Source organism: Streptomyces sp. R-74717 (genome assembly GCF_047305335.1).
GTDB lineage: Bacteria > Actinomycetota > Actinomycetes > Streptomycetales > Streptomycetaceae > Streptomyces > Streptomyces atratus.
This window is the reverse complement of sequence record NZ_CP102361.1, coordinates 8,500,664-8,515,652: the sequence shown is the minus strand read 5'-3', so window position 1 is coordinate 8,515,652 and position 14,989 is coordinate 8,500,664. Positions and strand designations below refer to the sequence as shown.

The window sequence follows — 14,989 nt, the reverse complement described above, 5'->3', positions numbered from 1 at the left end:
CCGGTGTACGCACCGCTCTCACGGAATCTCCCCAGTGCGACGGCCTACGACACCGCGTGGCAGGATGACCCCGTCCGAAGAGACTGTTGCACGGCCAGAGGGAAGGACCGGACCGGCGTTGAGCGAGAATCAGAACCTGCTCGCGGAGCAGCGGCGCGCCCTGATCCTCGACGAGGTGCGCAGGCGCGGTGGGGTCCGGGTCAATGAGCTGACCCGCAAGCTGAGCGTCTCCGACATGACTGTCCGCCGGGATCTGGACGCGCTGGCCCGCCAGGGTGTGATCGAGAAGGTGCACGGCGGGGCCGTTCCGGTGGTCGAGGCCAGCACGCACGAGCCCGGTTTCGAGGCCAAGTCGGCTCTGGAGCTGACCGCCAAGGAGGACATCGCGCGGGCGGCCGCGGCGATGGCCGTGCCCGGCAGCGCCATCGCGCTCTCCGGCGGTACGACGACGTATGCGCTCGCCCAACGACTTCTGGACGTACCGGATCTGACGGTGGTGACCAACTCGGTGAGGGTCGCCGATGTGTTCCACTCCGCGCAGCGGTCGGGGGCTGCGGGCGGGGCGCGTACCGGGGCGGCCACGGTGGTGCTCACCGGTGGGGTGCGGACCCCGTCGGACTCGCTGGTCGGCCCGGTCGCCGATCAGGCGATCGCCTCGCTCCACTTCGATGTGCTGTTCCTCGGGGTGCACGGGATCTCGGTGGAGGCCGGTCTTTCGACGCCGAATCTGGCGGAGGCCGAGACCAACCGCCGTTTCGTCCAGTCGGCGCGGCGTGTGGTGGTGGTCGCCGACCACACCAAGTGGGGCAAGGTGGGCCTGAGTTCGTTCGCGACTCTGGAGCAGGTGGACACGTTCGTGACGGACGCGGGTCTGTCGGCCGCCGCCCGCGAGGAGATCGAGGAGCATCTTCCGGGCCTGCTGGTGACGGGCCGCATCGCGGACTCCGGCTCCTGAACCGTCGGCCGGTACGTGGCTTCCGCTCAGCTCGCGAGGTCGGTACACGGCCTAGGATCGTGCTGTGGCCGTCTTCCGGATCGAGCGCTTCACGCCCCTGCCCGCAGCCGAGTCCTGGCGCCGGGTGACGGACTGGGAACGGCACGCGGCGCATGTACCGCTGACCAGGATCACCGTTCCCACGGGGCTGACGACCCGGATCGGAACCGTTTTCGTGGCGCGCACGGGTGTGGGGCCTCTGGGGTTCGACGATCCTATGGAAGTGGTGCGGTGGACACCGCCCGCAGCCGGGCGCGCGGGGCTGTGCCGACTGGAGAAGCGCGGTTCGCTGGTGCTGGGCCGGGCGTCGATCGATGTGTATCCGACAGATTCCGGATCGCATGTGGTGTGGGTGGAGGAGCTGACTGTACGGCTGCTGCCGCGGTGGGCCGACCCGTTGCTCGCCGGAGCAGGACGCCGGGTCTTCGGCCGGGCGCTGGACGGCATGCTGGACCGTCCGGCGCGGCCGCATCCATAGGTGGCCACGGTTGAGCGGGGCCGGTGGCGGTGCGGTGAACCCGGGTGCCCGCGTGCCGCCGTTCGGAGTGCTCCACCGGGCCCCGTACGGCGGTCCGGTGGAAGACTCGGGCGAGTGACCGAATCCTCCGGTGGTACGCAGCTGCGTTGTCTGGTGACCGGTGCCTCCGGGTACATCGGCGGGAGACTGGTGCCCGCACTCCTCGACGCCGGCCATCGGGTGCGCGCACTGGCCAGGACCCCGCGGAAACTGCGTGACCACCCGTGGGCGGACCGGGTCGAGGTGGTCGAGGGCGATGTCTGTGACGCCGCCTCGGTGCGGGCGGCGATGCAGGACATGGATGTGGCGTACTACCTGGTGCACGCGCTCGGCTCCGGACCCGGATTCGAGGAGACGGACCGCGAGGCGGCCCGGATCTTCGGTGCGCAGTCACGGGCGGCGGGGGTCGGCCGGATCGTCTACCTCGGCGGGCTCACTCCGGCCGGGGTGCCCGAACGGGAACTGTCACCGCATCTGCGGTCGCGGGCCGAGGTGGGGCGCATTCTGCTGGATTCCGGGGTACCGACGGCCGTCCTGCGGGCTGCGGTCATCATCGGATCGGGCTCGGCATCGTTCGAGATCCTGCGTCATCTCACCGAACGGCTGCCGGTGATGATCACCCCGAGCTGGGTGCGTACATCGATCCAGCCGGTCGCGGTACGGGACGTGGTGCGGTATCTCGTCGGATGCGCCCACCTGCCGGCCGACGTGAACCGTACGTTCGACATCGGCGGCCCGGACGTCATGACGTACCGGGACATGATGCAGCGGTACGCCGCGGTCGCCGGGCTGCCCCACCGAGTGATCCTCCCCGTACCGGTGCTGACCCCGGGACTCTCCAGTCTCTGGATCGGCCTGGTGACACCGGTGCCGCCCTCCATCGCCCGGCCGCTGGCTCAGTCGCTGCGCCACGAGGTGGTCTGCCATGAGCGCGACATCGCCCAGTACGTACCCGATCCGGCCGACGGCATCATCGGCTTCGATCAGGCGCTGCGGCTGGCGCTCCAGCGGATCAAGGATGCCCGGGTCGATACCCGCTGGTCGTCCGCGGCGGTGCCCGGTGCCCCCAGTGACCCGTTGCCCACCGACCCCGACTGGTCCGGCGGCAGTCTCTACAGCGACGAACGGGAACTCACGGTGCCGGTGGCGCCGGACGCGCTCTGGCGGGTGATCGAGGGCATCGGCGGCGAGAACGGCTGGTACTCCTTCCCGCCGGCCTGGGCCGTGAGGGGGTGGCTCGACCGGATCGTCGGTGGCGTCGGGCTGCGGCGCGGGCGGCGGGACGCGCAGCGGCTGCGGGTGGGCGACTCATTGGACTTCTGGCGTGTGGAGGAGATCGTTCCGGGTGAACTGCTGCGGCTGCGCGCGGAGATGCGGCTGCCCGGTCCGGCCTGGCTCGAACTGTCGGTGGACCGGAACGAGCAGGGGCGGACGGTCTATCGGCAACGGGCGCTGTTCCATCCGCACGGACTGCTCGGCCATGCCTACTGGTGGAGCGTGTGGCCGTTCCACTCGGTGGTGTTCGGTGGTATGGCCCGCAACATCACCGCCGCCGCACGGGCGGTCCCGCAGCACTGCGGCACGTAACGTCCTTACAGACAGAGACATCTGACGAAGCGTCAGCTATAGTGTACGCCACCCCGCCCGCCGCCGACCGCGCGGGAGGTGCGATCCGTGCCACGCCGACTCCGTTCCGTGGACCTCGACTTCGTCGAGTCCGCTCCGCTGCGACTGGTCTTCGCCGCCGAGGTGTCAGCGCCTCCCGAGGTGGTCTACCGTGCGCTCGCCGATGATGTGGCGGGCTGGCCCAGCTGGTTCACCTCGGTGACTGCGGCCCGGCCCACCGAGGACGGCGCAGGTCGCGAGGTCCGGCTCAAGGGCGGCACGGTGATGCGCGAGACGATCATCGCGGCGGCACCCGGTGAGCGGTACGTCTACCGAGTCGACGAGTCGAACGCCCCTGGCCTGCGGGCCCTGTTGGAGGAGTGGCGGCTCACCCCGGCCGGCACCGGGACGCAGGTGCAGTGGACGTTCGCCGCGGATGGTTCCGCACCCTTGCGGTTCGCGCTGCGGCTGGGCCGGTCGGGGGTGGGTCGGGCTTTCCGGGACGCGGTACGCAATCTCGACAGGCGGCTGACCGGCCCTGCGGCCTGAGAGCGGCCGCGGACCGGGTGCGCCGCGTTCCGTCCCGGCTATCCGGGCCAGTTGCCGTCGGCCAGGAAGGAGTCGATGGTTTCCGTGTACGGGGCGATGTCCAGGCCCTGTTCGGCGAGCCAGCTGTCGGAGTAGTACTTGTCGAGGTAGCGGTCGCCCGGGTCGCAGATCAGGGTGACGATGCTGCCGGTGCTGCCCTGCTCGACCATTTCGGCGACCAGTTTGAACGCGCTCCACAGCCCGGTGCCGGTGGAGCCGCCCGCCTTCCGGCCGATGGCCTTTTCCAGGGCGCGCACAGCCGCGACACTGGCCGCGTCCGGCACCTTCATCATCCGGTCGATGGCCCCGGGCACAAAGCTCGGCTCCATCCGGGGCCTGCCGATGCCCTCGATCCGGGAACCGCAGTCACTGGTGGCCAGGGGGTTGTGGTGGGTCCAGCCGTCGAAGAAACAGGAGTTCTCCGGGTCGGGTACACAGATCCGGGTGTCGAACTGCATGTAGTGCACGTAACGGGCAATGGTGGCCGAGGTGCCGCCGGTTCCGGCCGTGGCGACGATCCACGTCGGCTCCGGGTAGCGCTCCAGTCCCAGCTGCTGGTAGATCGACTCGGCGATGTTGTTGTTCCCGCGCCAGTCGGTGGCCCGTTCGGCGTAGGTGAACTGGTCCATGTAGTGGCCGCCGGTGTCGGCGGCGAGCTTGGCGGACTCCTCGTACAACTTCCGTGAATCGTCGACGAAGTGGCAGCGGCCGCCGTGGAATTCGATCAGGCGGCACTTCTCGGGGCTGGTGGTGCGGGGCATCACGGCGATGAACGGCACACCGATCAGCTTGGCGAAGTACGCCTCCGAGACGGCCGTCGAACCGCTGGACGCCTCGATCACCGGCTTGCCCGGCCGGATCCAGCCGTTGCAGAGCCCGTAGAGGAAGAGCGAGCGGGCCAGCCGGTGCTTGAGGCTGCCGGTGGGGTGCGTCGACTCGTCCTTGAGGTAGAGGTCGATGCCCCATGCCTCGGGCAGCGGGAAGCGCAGCAGATGGGTGTCGGCGGAGCGATTGGCGTCGGCCTGAACCTTCCGTACGGCTTCCTTGAGCCAGGCCCGGTACTCGGGGTCGGAGCGGTCGATGTCGATGGTCGCCGTGGCCCGGCCGTCATCTCTGTGCATTGCGGTGCCCATCAGCGCGTTCCTCCTCGTGTCGCCGTCACTCTCCACCGTCAACGATATTCCGTCCACCTGCACAAACGTTCGCTTTGATGGTCCATAGCCCTGCCTTGGCGTTGGCGGGCGGGGCAGCTGTGACATCGACCCGGGACGCGGCCTGGCGCGTCGGCCCCGGCTTGTGCAGACTGCCCATCAGAAGCGTTACGAAGGGGGCGAAGCAGTCATGCCGGAAACGGAGTTCAGTGCGACGGGGGTACGGATCGAGCGATGGGCCCGTTCGCTCACGACGGCCGGGCAGGTGATCGTCAAGGACGGCAGGCTGGCTCTGCTGACCAGTTACGGCCGGGAGATCGACAGCGCCCCGGTGCGGACGGTGAGCGCGGGCAGGCCGTGGTTCGCCGGAGCCGGTGCGGCCGTGGCGCGCCTCAACGGGACGCGGTACCGACTGACCATGGGGCAACGCAACCACGGTCCGGACAAGGCCGGGCCGGCCCACAGATTTCTCGAGACGCTGCGCAGTGCGGGCGGCCGGATGACCTGACGGGCGCCGCCGGGCCACCGCGAGTTGCGGAGCCGTGCCCCCTGAGCGACATTGGTCACACGTCACTCATGGTTTACCGACGGTGACATTGTGATCCGCACCGCCGGAGCTGAATCAGCAGCCAGTCATCTGCTGGATCGTTCCTTCGTCTTCTTCCGGACCTATTTCGGGGAGTCGCAGCCGTGATCAGCGAGCCGAGCAGGCACTGCACGGTGGAGCTCCAGGCCCTGCCGTCGCGGATCGGTCAGGTCCGCAGAATCGTTTCGGCGCAGCTGCGCTACTGGCATCTCGATCCTCTGATCGACCCTGCGGCGCTCGGCGTCACCGAACTGCTGACCAATGTCCACCGGCATGCCCAGCCGGACAAGTCGTGCACCGTCGAGATCGAGTTGCTGCTCGAACGCCTGACGGTGTCCGTCCACGACCACGACCCACGGCTGCCGACCGTGCGCGAGGCCTCTGCGTCCAGCACGTCGGGGCGCGGGCTCGCGCTGATCGCCGCGGTCAGCGAGAGCTGGGGGGTCTGCCCGAGGGGCGGGGCCGGGAAGGTTGTCTGGTTCACTCTTCCGGCGCCTTCCCTGTTCGCCGCACAGCCGCTGAACGCGGTGTACGGGGCAACCACTGACGGGCCGTTCGAGCCGGACACCGTCATATACCTGGAGAGCAGGACGCCCTCTGTCGCGCGGTCGTGGGTGGTCGGCTAGCAGCGCCGGCGGAAAGTGGAGCGGGGCGCCGGACGGCGCCCCGCTCCACTTTCCGCTGTCGCGCTATTCGGCGGCGATCGCGCGGAGCACGTCCAGCCGTGCCGCCCGACGGGCGGGACGCCAGCCCGCCAGCGCCCCGGCCGTGATCCCCACGAGGGCCACCACCAGGAGCCGCAGTGGCGGCAGCGCGAAGGCGAAGGCGGTGTCGCCCGTGCCCGCGGACGCCTTGACCAGCACCCAGCCGAGGACGCCGCCGAGCAACAGGCCGCCCACCGTGCCGAACGCTGCGACCAGTACGGATTCCCAGCGGACCATGGACCGCAGTTGGCTCCTGGTCTGTCCGACGGCCCGCAACAGGCCCAGTTCCCCAGTGCGTTCGTGAAGCGCCAGGGTCAGCGTGTTGGCGATGCCCAGCAGCGCGATCAGTACGGCGAGGGCGAGCAGGGCGTAGACCAGTGTGAGCATCATGTCGATGCCACCGGCCGAGGACTGCGCGTACTCGCTGCGGGTCTGTACGTCCGGGTTGCCGTACGCCGCCGCGGTCCTCGCGACCGACGCTTTGCCGTCGGCGGTGGTGACACCGGGCTTGAAGGAGACGGCGATCAGCGAGTCGGAGTCCTGTGCACGGTGCGGGGCCCAGGCCAGGCGGGTGATGACGTAGTCGCCCGCCAGTTCCGACCGGCCGTAGACGGCACGGACCGTGAAGTTCTGCTGCGTGCCGTCGGCGAAGGCGAGCCGCGCGGTGGAGCCGGTGTGCAGACCGCGCCTGCCGGCCTCGGTGTCGGACACGGCGATCCCGTTCGCGCCCAGCCCCTTCAGCGATCCGTCGACCCGGCCGAGGTCGAAGACCCTGCCGAGCGCCGCCGGGTCGGTGACGGTCAGCGCACGTCCCGCACCGTCGACCTCCGCGACCCCCTTGCCGAGACCGACGGCGGTCGCGACCTCCGGCAGCCGGTCGACGGCCGGGGCCAGCCGGGGGCTGAGGCCGCTGCCGCCCGCCCCGAAGGCGGGAGCGCTGATGGCGACATCGCCCGCGAAGGAGCGGTCGACCGTCCGGTTCATGGTCGCCTTCAGGGAGGCGCCGAAGACGGTGAAGAGGGAGACCACGGCGACGCCGATCATCAGTGCGGTCGCGGTGGATGCGGTCCGCCGGGGGCTGCGCAGGGCGTTGCGCCGGGCCAGTCGGCCCGTGACACCACGCAGCCGGTCGAGCGGGGCACCGAGGAGCCGAACGGCGTACGAGGAGGCGACCGGTCCGAGCACTACGAACGCGGCGAGTGCCGACACCGCACCGGCGGCCGACAGCCGGACGGACACATCGGCCAGGGCGCCGGTCAGGATGGTGCCGAGGGAGGCCATCAGCAGCACGAGCCCGGCGAGGGCACGTGCCCGGGACGCCGCGGAGTCGTCGACTGCGCTCTCACGCAGGGCGGCGAGCGGAGCGGTGCGTCCGGCCCGGACGGCGGGCAGGAGGGCGGAGCCGAGGCACACGAGGAAACCGACGGCGAGCGGCAGGAGCAGGGAAACGGCGCTGATCACCAGCGCTCCCTCGGGGAACGGGAATCCGACGGCGGGGAAGAGCGCCTGCAGTCCGGCGGCGATGCCGATGCCACCGGCCAGACCGGCGGCGGAGGCGATCACACCGACCACGGCCGCCTCGACGAGGGTCGAGCCGACAACCTGCCGGCGGGAGGCGCCGAGGGCGCGCAACAGGGCGTTCTCGCGGGTCCGCTGGGCGACGACGATCGCGAAAGTATTGTGGATGGAGAAGGTGGCGACCAGCAGCACGATCCCGGAGAACACCAGCAGCAGCGTGGTGAACACGCTGAGGAAGGCACCGGAGATCATGTCCCGGTTCTCGGCGGCCGATGCCTGTCCGGTGATGGCCTCGACGTCCTTGGGCAGTACGGGGCGCAGTGCGTCCACAAGTTCCTGCTGGCTGGTGCCGGGGCCCGCGCGTACCTGGATGGTCGATGCCTCGCCGGGCTTCGGCGTGAGGTACTTCTCGGCATCGGCCTGCGTCATGGCGGTGTAGGTGACCTGACCCATGCCGTCCTGGCCGCCGAAGGTGGCCAGTCCGACGATCGTGACGTGCACGGGGTCGGGGGTGCGCAGCACGGTCGTGTCGCCGATCCCGAGCCCGCCCCGGTCGGCGGTGCCGCGATTGATGACGACCTCACCGGGCGCGGACGGGGCGCGTCCGGCGGCGAGCCGGTACGGATTGAGCTTCGGGTCGTCGATCCAGTTGCCGGCGAGGGTGGGCGGCCCCTGACCGCCGATGGGTTTGCCGTCGGAGCCGATGAGCTGGCCGGCGCCCTGGATGTCGGGGGCCGCCGCGGCGACGCCGGGGGTCTGCTCGATCCTCTTCACGAGTGCGGTGCTCACCGGCTGCCGGGTGCCCTGGGACTCGCCTGCGACCGTGACCGCATTGGACCCGCGCACGACGGCGTCGGTACCGGCGGTGGCGTTGCCGAACATGGTGTCGAAGCTCGCGCGGAGGGTGTCGCCCATGACGAGCGTCCCGGTGAGGAAAGCGACGCCGAGCAGGACGGCGACGAACGTACCGGCGAAGCGGCGCTTGTGGGCGCGGAGCGAGGAGATGCTCAGACGTACAGAGGCCCGGGTGCTGGTCATGTCGTCACCGCCTGCGTGACGGGTGGGGGGCGAAGGACTTGAAGCGGTCGAGCACGCGCTCCGCCGTGGGCTCGGACATCCGGTCGACGAGCCTGCCGTCGGCGAGGAAGACGACTTCGTCGGCGTGGGCGGCGGCGACCGGGTCATGAGTGACCATGACGACCGTGCGGGCGGTCTGCCGGACGGTTCGGCCGAGCAGCCGGAGCACCTCCTGGCCGGAACGGGAGTCGAGGTTGCCGGTCGGTTCGTCGGCGAAGACGACATCGGGACTGCCCGCGAAGGCCCGCGCCACCGCCACCCGCTGCTGCTGTCCGCCGGACAGTTCGCCGGGCCGGTGGTGCAGCCGGTCCCGCAGTCCGACGGTGTCGACTAGTGCGTCGAGCCACTCCGGGTCGGGGCGCTCCCCCGCGAGATCCAGAGGGAGGGTGATGTTCTCGGCGACGGTGAGCGTCGGCAGGAGGTTGAAGGACTGGAAGACGAAGCCGATGCGCCGCCGGCGCAGCAGAGTGAGCCTGCGGTCGTCGAGGGCGCTGATGTCGGTGTCGCCGATGAAGGCGGAGCCGGAGGTGAGGGTGTCGAGTCCCGCCGCGCAGTGCATCAGGGTGGATTTGCCGGAGCCGGAGGGCCCCATGATGGCGGTGAAGCGGCCGGCCGGGAAGTCGACGCTCACCCCGTCGAGGGCCCGGACCCGGGTGTCGCCGGTGCCGTAGAGCTTCACGGCGTCGACGACCCGGGCAGCGGAGGCGGCAGAAGTGGACGTGGGGGTGGGCCCGGAGGTGGGGACGGTGGTGGTCATGCCACTCCTCCCTTGCTGCCGCGGCCGAACTGTTCGTCGAGGACGGAGAGCCGGCGCCAGTACTCGTCCTCGTCGACCTCTCCGGCCGCGAAGCGGCGGCCGAGCAGGGTGATCGGTGACGCTTCGGCGGGTGCTTCCTGGGTGGTACGGGCCTGCCAGCGGCCTCTTCGGCCGTGCCGAACGATACGGCGCAGCAGGGTGACGCCGCCGATCGCGACGGCCGCCCAGAAGAGCGGGAAGAGGAGGATCCAGGGTCCGGGTCCACCGCTGTACGCCAGGGTGTTCATCTCGGTCAACTCCCTCGGTTCGGGGTTCGCGTTCAGGTTTCTCTGACGATTCCGAGCCTGGCCCCGGGAGGGGGTCCGAGTCGTCGTACAGCCGGCGGCCGTGCGCGTACCCCCTCGGAAGTACGTGGCGGAGGTGCGGCTGCTCCCGTCGGGCGGGCCGAGATCACTGGATTCTGTACCTACTAGTATGTACAGTCGATTCATGAGCACTTCGGACCGTCTCATCGAAGCCACCCGGGAGCTCCTGTGGGAGCGTGGCTATGTGGGCACCAGCCCCAAGGCCATCCAGCAGCAGGCGGGCGCGGGCCAGGGCAGCATGTACCACCACTTCGCCGGCAAACCCGATCTGGCGCTCACGGCCATCCGTCGCACGGCCTCGCAGATGCGCGAGACGGTGGGGCAGTTGTTCGACGGCCCGGGAACGGCGTACGAGCGGATCTCGGCATATCTCCTGCGCGAGCGCGATGTGCTGCGCGGCTGCCCGGTGGGCCGGCTGACGATGGATCCGGATGTCATCGCCAGTGACGAGTTGCGTGCACCGGTCGACGAGACGATCGGCTGGATGCGCGGAAGGCTCACCGAGATCGTCCAGGAGGGCCTGGAACAGGGCGAGTTCACCCGTCCTCTGATTCCCGAGGACGTGGCGGCGACGATCGTCGCGACGGTGCAGGGCGGCTATGTGCTGGCCCGCGCCTCCGGTTCGACGGACGCCTTCGACGCGGGCGCGCGTGGACTGCTCTCGCTGCTCGCCCCCGGTGACACCGCCGCCTGATACTCGATGAGCACAACGCACATGCACATCACGAGGAACCGTCCCGACACCTCAGCCGGGCCGGCCGAGCATGTCGACGGCATCGTCTGGACCGAGCCCGACGAATGGCACTGGCACGGCGCCGCGCCGCGCACGTTCATGACACATCTCGCTGTCGTCGAGGCGGCCGTTGGGCGTCTGCGACGCGTATGACCACCTCTTCCTGCGCAGCCCCCTTCTCCCGGGCCAGGAGCTGAACGACGCAGAGAGGGCGGCCGGCCGGCTGCGTGCCTTCCGCGAACTGGGCGGCCGAGCAGTGGTGCAGTGGACTCCGTACGGGATGTGTGTTTCTCGCGTTCGACGGTCCGTCACGGGCCAATCATGCGACGGACTGTCGGCTGCCCGAGCAACTGACCGCCCTCACCGAGGACGGCTTCGGCGGGCAGTTGCTGCTGGGCGGCGACACGACAGTGCCCGAGACCCCGGGCATGCCCTATCTGCTGCGAAGGTTGCGTCCTCGCCTCGAACAGGCCCTGGGGAAGAAGGCGTCGGACGGAATCCTGGTGGGTGACGCGGCACGGGCGTTCGTATGGAGGGCATCTTCGGTCCTGTCCGACAGTTGACGCCTTCGGCCCTGTCCGAGGGTTGAGGACAGGGCGGCCGCCCGAGGCCCCCGTCACGCAAGCGCGGCCAGCGGATCGTCCAGCACCGGCTGCCAGGCCAGTTCCGCCGCCCCCACCAGGCTGTTGTGGTCGAGCGTGCACGGCAGGATGGGCACACTGCCGCTGCGCCCCCACAGGCTCCGGTCGGCCACCACCGCACGCAGCCGCTCGGGATCCGCGTCGAGCAGTGCGCGGTGCAGTCCGCCGAGGATGATGCGGTCGGGGTTGAGGATGTTGACCAGCCCGGCGAGCCCGAGGCCGAGCCGGTCGATCAGCTCCTCGGCCGCGCCCCGTACCGCCGCGTCCTCGTACTCCGTACGCAGCAGATCGCCGGCCTGCTTGAGCAACGACTCCTCCGGACCGGGTTCTCGACGGGCGGCGATGAGGAAGGCCAGCGGGTCGGTCTCGACGTCGAGGCAGCCGCGGCTGCCGCAGTGGCACGGACGGCCCTCGGGGTTCACCGTGAGATGGCCGACCTCCAGCGCGAGTCCCGAACTCCCGGTGTGCAGACGGCCGTCGAGGACCAGGGCACCGCCCACGCCCCGGTGACCGGTGGCCACACAGAGCAGATGCTGGGCACCGCGCCCGGCACCGTGCCGGTGTTCGGCGAGCGCGGCGAGGTTGACGTCGTTCCCGGTGAACGCGGGTCCGGGGATGCCCGCTTCCCGTACGCAGGTGGCGAAGATCTCTCGCACCGGGGCGCCCGCCGGCCAGGCGATGTGCAGCGGGTTGAGCGCGGTGCCCTCCGGTTCGGCGACCGCGGACGGCACCGCGAGGCCCGCACCGACACAGCGCCGTCCGCTGTCCCGCAGCAGCCGGGCACAGTCGTCGACCACTTCGCCGATGACCTGCGCCGGGTCCGCGGTGACGGTGACACAGCCGGGGGCGGTGGCGACGAGCCGTCCGCCGAGCCCGACGAGCGCGGCCCGGAACCCGTCGGCGTGCACCTGCGCGGCGATGGCGACGGGCCCGGACTCCCGGATGGCCAGCCGGTGCGATGGGCGGCCCTGCGAGCCGGCGGCGGAGCCCGGCCGGGAGTCGACCCGGATCAGGCCGAGTGCCTCCAGTTCCGCGGCGACCGCACCGGCCGTCGCCCGGGTGACCCCGAGCTCGGAGGTGAGGACGGCGCGGGTGGGCGCGCGTCCGGTGTGGACCAGTTCCAGCGCGGGTCCGAGCGCGCTGCGGCCCCTCTCCAACTTTGTCCGGGTGGTGGTCACCTTGCCGTTCATGGGGGCGAGTCTCCCATGATCCGCGGGTGCCGCCGACGCCCCGGTGGCGCACTTGTGCCCCTTGCGGCCGCGGCGGGAGGCCATGTTGCGCCCGTTGTCAGGACGCCTCTATGCTGAGTTTGTGCCGCAACTAAACAAAATGCGGACGGCCCTGCCGGGGGGACCGGGCGGAAACACCGCCCCACCTTCGTTGGCCCGCCTCCGTACCGCGCTGACCGTGTTCTTCGCCCTCGACGGCTTCCTCTTCGCCGGCTGGGTGGTCCGCATCCCGGCCATCAAGCACCAGACCGGCGCCTCGGCCTCCACCCTGGGCCTCGCTCTGCTCGGCGTATCCGCCGGGGCCGTGGTGACCATGATGCTCACGGGCCGGCTGTGCCGGCGCTTCGGCAGCCATCCGGTGACCGTGGTCTGCGGTGTCCTGCTCCCCCTCAGCATCGCCCTGCCCGCGCAGACGCATTCGGCGCTCGCCCTCGGCCTGGTGCTGCTGGTCTTCGGCGCCGCGTACGGCGGGATGAACGTGGCGATGAACAGCGCGGCGGTCGACCTGGTCGCTGCCCTGCGGCGTCCCGTGATGCCCAGCTTCCACGCCGCGTTCAGCCTCGGCGGAATGGTCGGTGCCGGGCTCGGCGGACTGGTCGCGGGCGGCCTCTCCCCCGCCACGCATCTCTTCGTCCTCACCGGGATCGGACTCCTGGTCACCGCGGCGGCCGGACCGGTGCTGCTGCGCCAGCCAGTGCCGAGGCCCGCATCCACGGCCGGCGATGCCGAGAAGCCGCGGCGACCGGCCGGGCGGGCCCGCCGCATGGTGCTCCTGTTCGGCGTGATCGCGCTCTGCACCGCGTACGGCGAAGGCGCGCTGGCCGACTGGGGCGCCCTCCATCTGGAACAGGACCTGCACGCCCACCCGGGCATCGCCGCCGCCGGATATTCCCTGTTCGCGATGGCCATGACGGCCGGCCGGCTCAGCGGCACGGCACTGCTCGAACGGCTCGGCCAGACCCGGACCCTCGTCGCGGGCGGTGCGACGGCCGCCGCCGGGATGCTGCTCGGCTCGCTCGCCCCGACCACCTGGCTGGCGCTCCTCGGTTTCGCCGTCACCGGTCTCGGTCTGGCCAATATCTTCCCCGTCGCGGTCGGCCGGGCCGGTGAGCTGGCCGGGCCCGGTGGAGTGGCCGCCGCGTCGACGCTCGGCTACGGCGGGATGCTGCTCGGACCGCCCGCGATCGGCTTCCTGGCCGACTGGCTCTCCCTCCCCCTGGCCCTCACCACGGTGGCGCTGCTGGCCGCCGCGGCCGCGGCACTGGGGTACGGGGCACGCAACGCGGCGCACACATGAGCGATTGAGTAGCCGTACTCAAGCAGGAACAGCTCCCCGGAGACACGATGGAAGCGTCATCCATCTACGGGGAGCGGGCCATGAACAAGCCGGTCGTCGACAAGCGGCACGTCCGCACGCTCGCGCGGCTGACCTTCGGCAATGCCGCCTCGCTGATCTACCTCGGCCTCGTCCTGGCGGCCGCGGTGTTCGTCACCGTGGACACCCTGTTCGTCGCCCACCAGGACGCCTCGTTCGCCGGGGTCTGGCTGTTCCTCCTTGCGGCGCCCACCGTGTTCGTCTTCTTCATCGGCAGCGCGCTGTGGGGCGCGGAGGCGGCCGGACCCGCCTGGTTCGTCTACCTCGCCCTGGTCGTTTCCGTACTGCTGCAGTCGCTCGCCCTCGGCTGGTTCGTACGGCTGGTGCGCGGCGGCAGCGGGACTCGCACCGCCCACTCCCAGGGAGCCTGAGCCGCTGGCACAATCGGGCCATGGAGATCACGGACCACATCAAGTCCCTGACCGTCGAGGGAAAGCTGCTGGCGACCGCGGCGCAGGGGGCGGGAACCGGGGCCCCGGTGCCGACCTGTCCGGGCTGGCAGGTGCGCGATCTGCTCCGGCACACCGGGATGGTGCACCGCTGGGCGACCGCGTTCGTCGTCGAGGGCCACACGTCGTACCACCCGGACGGCGGGGAACCGGATCTGGACGGGCCCGAGCTGCTCGACTGGTTCCGCGAGGGCCACGGCCTCCTGGTCGACGCATTGGCGGCCGCGCCGGCCGGACTGGAGTGCTGGACCTTCATGCCCGCGCCGTCGCCACTGGCCTTCTGGGCCCGGCGGCAGGCGCACGAGACCACGATTCACCGGGTGGACGCGGAGTCGGCACGCGGTGGGCGGCTGTCGCCGTTGGCGGCCGATCACGCGGTGGACGGAATCGACGAGCTGCTGCGCGGGTTCCACGCCCGCCCGAAGAGCAAAGTGCGTACACAAACGCCGCGTTCCCTTAGGGTACGGGCCACGGATACGGACGCCACCTGGACCGTGCGGCTCTCGCCGGAACCGCCGCAGGCCGTACGGGATGAAGCGGCACCCGAAGAGGGCGCTGCGGAATGCGAGTTGAGCGCGACGGCCGAGCAGCTCTATCTGACGCTCTGGAACCGGCTGCCGCTCACGGCGATCACCCTGACGGGCGACCCGGAGCCGGCCCGGCTCTGGTGCGAGAACTCCGGAGTCACCTGATCCTGACA

16 protein-coding genes and 1 pseudogene are annotated in these 14,989 nt (G+C 70.7%); 12 read left to right on the top strand and 5 right to left on the bottom strand.

Annotation, left to right across the window (positions count from 1 at the left end):
- Nucleotides 1-118: 118 nt before the first annotated feature.
- The 4 genes from NRF20_RS39130 (at nt 119) to NRF20_RS39115 (ending at nt 3,665) form a co-directional block, all read left to right on the top strand.
- Entirely contained in the window at nt 119-955 is an 837-nt protein-coding gene (locus NRF20_RS39130) for a DeoR/GlpR family DNA-binding transcription regulator (RefSeq protein WP_413754100.1), read from the top strand.
- A gap of 64 nt (nt 956-1,019) precedes the next feature.
- Entirely contained in the window at nt 1,020-1,472 is a 453-nt protein-coding gene (locus NRF20_RS39125; protein ID WP_413754099.1) for an SRPBCC family protein, read from the top strand.
- A 114-nt stretch (nt 1,473-1,586) separates the two neighbouring features.
- Nucleotides 1,587-3,098: an SDR family oxidoreductase gene (locus tag NRF20_RS39120; RefSeq protein WP_398633798.1), complete on the top strand. Its 1,512-nt coding sequence runs from the start codon at nt 1,587-1,589 to the stop codon at nt 3,096-3,098.
- Between the two features lie 87 nt (nt 3,099-3,185).
- Nucleotides 3,186-3,665 (top strand): SRPBCC family protein, encoded by a 480-nt coding sequence (locus NRF20_RS39115; protein WP_398633799.1) that lies wholly within the window; start codon nt 3,186-3,188, stop codon nt 3,663-3,665.
- A 38-nt stretch (nt 3,666-3,703) separates the two neighbouring features.
- Here the strand turns inward: NRF20_RS39115 and NRF20_RS39110 are convergent, their stop codons facing one another.
- Entirely contained in the window at nt 3,704-4,837 is a 1,134-nt protein-coding gene (locus NRF20_RS39110; RefSeq protein ID WP_398633800.1) for a PLP-dependent cysteine synthase family protein, read from the bottom strand.
- Nucleotides 4,838-5,045: 208 nt separating this feature from the next.
- On the opposite strand from NRF20_RS39110, the gene NRF20_RS39105 reads away from it, so the two are divergent.
- Both NRF20_RS39105 and NRF20_RS39100 read left to right on the top strand, forming a co-directional pair.
- Nucleotides 5,046-5,363 carry a hypothetical protein gene (locus NRF20_RS39105; RefSeq protein WP_398633801.1) on the top strand — a complete coding sequence of 106 codons (318 nt, stop codon included), beginning with the start codon at nt 5,046-5,048 and terminating at the stop codon, nt 5,361-5,363.
- A 182-nt stretch (nt 5,364-5,545) separates the two neighbouring features.
- Nucleotides 5,546-6,067 carry an ATP-binding protein gene (locus NRF20_RS39100; protein ID WP_413754098.1) on the top strand — a complete coding sequence of 174 codons (522 nt, stop codon included), beginning with the start codon at nt 5,546-5,548 and terminating at the stop codon, nt 6,065-6,067.
- Between the two features lie 63 nt (nt 6,068-6,130).
- On the opposite strand, the gene NRF20_RS39095 is transcribed toward NRF20_RS39100, so the two are convergent.
- From NRF20_RS39095 to NRF20_RS39085, 3 genes are read right to left on the bottom strand one after another with little or no spacing between them, the layout of a single operon-like run.
- Nucleotides 6,131-8,701: an ABC transporter permease gene (locus tag NRF20_RS39095; RefSeq protein WP_413754097.1), complete on the bottom strand. Its 2,571-nt coding sequence runs from the start codon at nt 8,699-8,701 to the stop codon at nt 6,131-6,133.
- 4 nt (nt 8,702-8,705) lie between these two features.
- Nucleotides 8,706-9,497 carry an ABC transporter ATP-binding protein gene (locus NRF20_RS39090; RefSeq protein ID WP_398633804.1) on the bottom strand — a complete coding sequence of 264 codons (792 nt, stop codon included), beginning with the start codon at nt 9,495-9,497 and terminating at the stop codon, nt 8,706-8,708.
- On the bottom strand, nt 9,494-9,784 hold the full coding sequence (locus NRF20_RS39085; protein ID WP_398633805.1) for an SHOCT domain-containing protein: 291 nt from the start codon (nt 9,782-9,784) through the stop codon (nt 9,494-9,496). The genes NRF20_RS39090 and NRF20_RS39085 overlap by 4 nt, the downstream gene beginning before the upstream one ends.
- A 202-nt stretch (nt 9,785-9,986) precedes the next feature.
- On the opposite strand from NRF20_RS39085, the gene NRF20_RS39080 reads away from it, so the two are divergent.
- The 3 genes and pseudogenes from NRF20_RS39080 to NRF20_RS39070 all read left to right on the top strand — a co-directional run bounded on the left by NRF20_RS39080 (nt 9,987) and on the right by NRF20_RS39070 (nt 11,158).
- Complete coding sequence (locus NRF20_RS39080) at nt 9,987-10,556, top strand: TetR/AcrR family transcriptional regulator (protein ID WP_413754096.1); 570 nt, start codon at nt 9,987-9,989, stop codon at nt 10,554-10,556.
- Between the two features lie 21 nt (nt 10,557-10,577).
- Nucleotides 10,578-10,748, top strand: coding sequence for a hypothetical protein (locus NRF20_RS39075; RefSeq protein WP_413754713.1), 171 nt, complete (start codon nt 10,578-10,580; stop codon nt 10,746-10,748).
- Nucleotides 10,702-11,158, top strand: a pseudogene (locus NRF20_RS39070) (hypothetical protein). The gene NRF20_RS39075 and the pseudogene NRF20_RS39070 overlap by 47 nt, the downstream one beginning before the upstream one ends.
- Nucleotides 11,159-11,211: 53 nt before the next feature.
- Here the strand turns inward: NRF20_RS39070 and NRF20_RS39065 are convergent.
- Entirely contained in the window at nt 11,212-12,426 is a 1,215-nt protein-coding gene (locus NRF20_RS39065) for an ROK family protein (RefSeq protein ID WP_413754095.1), read from the bottom strand.
- Nucleotides 12,427-12,547: 121 nt separating this feature from the next.
- Here NRF20_RS39065 and NRF20_RS39060 point away from each other — a divergent pair, with 121 nt between their 5' ends.
- The 3 genes from NRF20_RS39060 (at nt 12,548) to NRF20_RS39050 (ending at nt 14,981) form a co-directional block, all read left to right on the top strand.
- Nucleotides 12,548-13,762, top strand: coding sequence for an MFS transporter (locus NRF20_RS39060; RefSeq protein ID WP_398633808.1), 1,215 nt, complete (start codon nt 12,548-12,550; stop codon nt 13,760-13,762).
- 80 nt (nt 13,763-13,842) lie between these two features.
- Complete coding sequence (locus NRF20_RS39055) at nt 13,843-14,211, top strand: SCO4225 family membrane protein (RefSeq protein ID WP_413754652.1); 369 nt, start codon at nt 13,843-13,845, stop codon at nt 14,209-14,211.
- A 20-nt stretch (nt 14,212-14,231) separates the two neighbouring features.
- Nucleotides 14,232-14,981, top strand: coding sequence for a maleylpyruvate isomerase family mycothiol-dependent enzyme (locus NRF20_RS39050; RefSeq protein ID WP_413754094.1), 750 nt, complete (start codon nt 14,232-14,234; stop codon nt 14,979-14,981).
- Nucleotides 14,982-14,989: the final 8 nt, after the last annotated feature.

What these genes read in the sequence shown, in the direction of transcription:
- NRF20_RS39080 (WP_413754096.1), top strand. Translation starts at nt 9,987, where the DNA reads ATGAGCACTTCGGACCGTCTCATCGAAGCCACCCGGGAGCTCCTGTGG.
- NRF20_RS39110 (WP_398633800.1), bottom strand. Translation starts at nt 4,837, where the DNA reads ATGGGCACCGCAATGCACAGAGATGACGGCCGGGCCACGGCGACCATC.
- NRF20_RS39105 (WP_398633801.1), top strand. Translation starts at nt 5,046, where the DNA reads ATGCCGGAAACGGAGTTCAGTGCGACGGGGGTACGGATCGAGCGATGG.
- NRF20_RS39095 (WP_413754097.1), bottom strand. Translation starts at nt 8,701, where the DNA reads ATGACCAGCACCCGGGCCTCTGTACGTCTGAGCATCTCCTCGCTCCGC.
- NRF20_RS39090 (WP_398633804.1), bottom strand. Translation starts at nt 9,497, where the DNA reads ATGACCACCACCGTCCCCACCTCCGGGCCCACCCCCACGTCCACTTCT.
- NRF20_RS39055 (WP_413754652.1), top strand. Translation starts at nt 13,843, where the DNA reads ATGAACAAGCCGGTCGTCGACAAGCGGCACGTCCGCACGCTCGCGCGG.
- NRF20_RS39065 (WP_413754095.1), bottom strand. Translation starts at nt 12,426, where the DNA reads ATGAACGGCAAGGTGACCACCACCCGGACAAAGTTGGAGAGGGGCCGC.
- NRF20_RS39085 (WP_398633805.1), bottom strand. Translation starts at nt 9,784, where the DNA reads ATGAACACCCTGGCGTACAGCGGTGGACCCGGACCCTGGATCCTCCTC.
- NRF20_RS39050 (WP_413754094.1), top strand. Translation starts at nt 14,232, where the DNA reads ATGGAGATCACGGACCACATCAAGTCCCTGACCGTCGAGGGAAAGCTG.
- NRF20_RS39075 (WP_413754713.1), top strand. Translation starts at nt 10,578, where the DNA reads ATGCACATCACGAGGAACCGTCCCGACACCTCAGCCGGGCCGGCCGAG.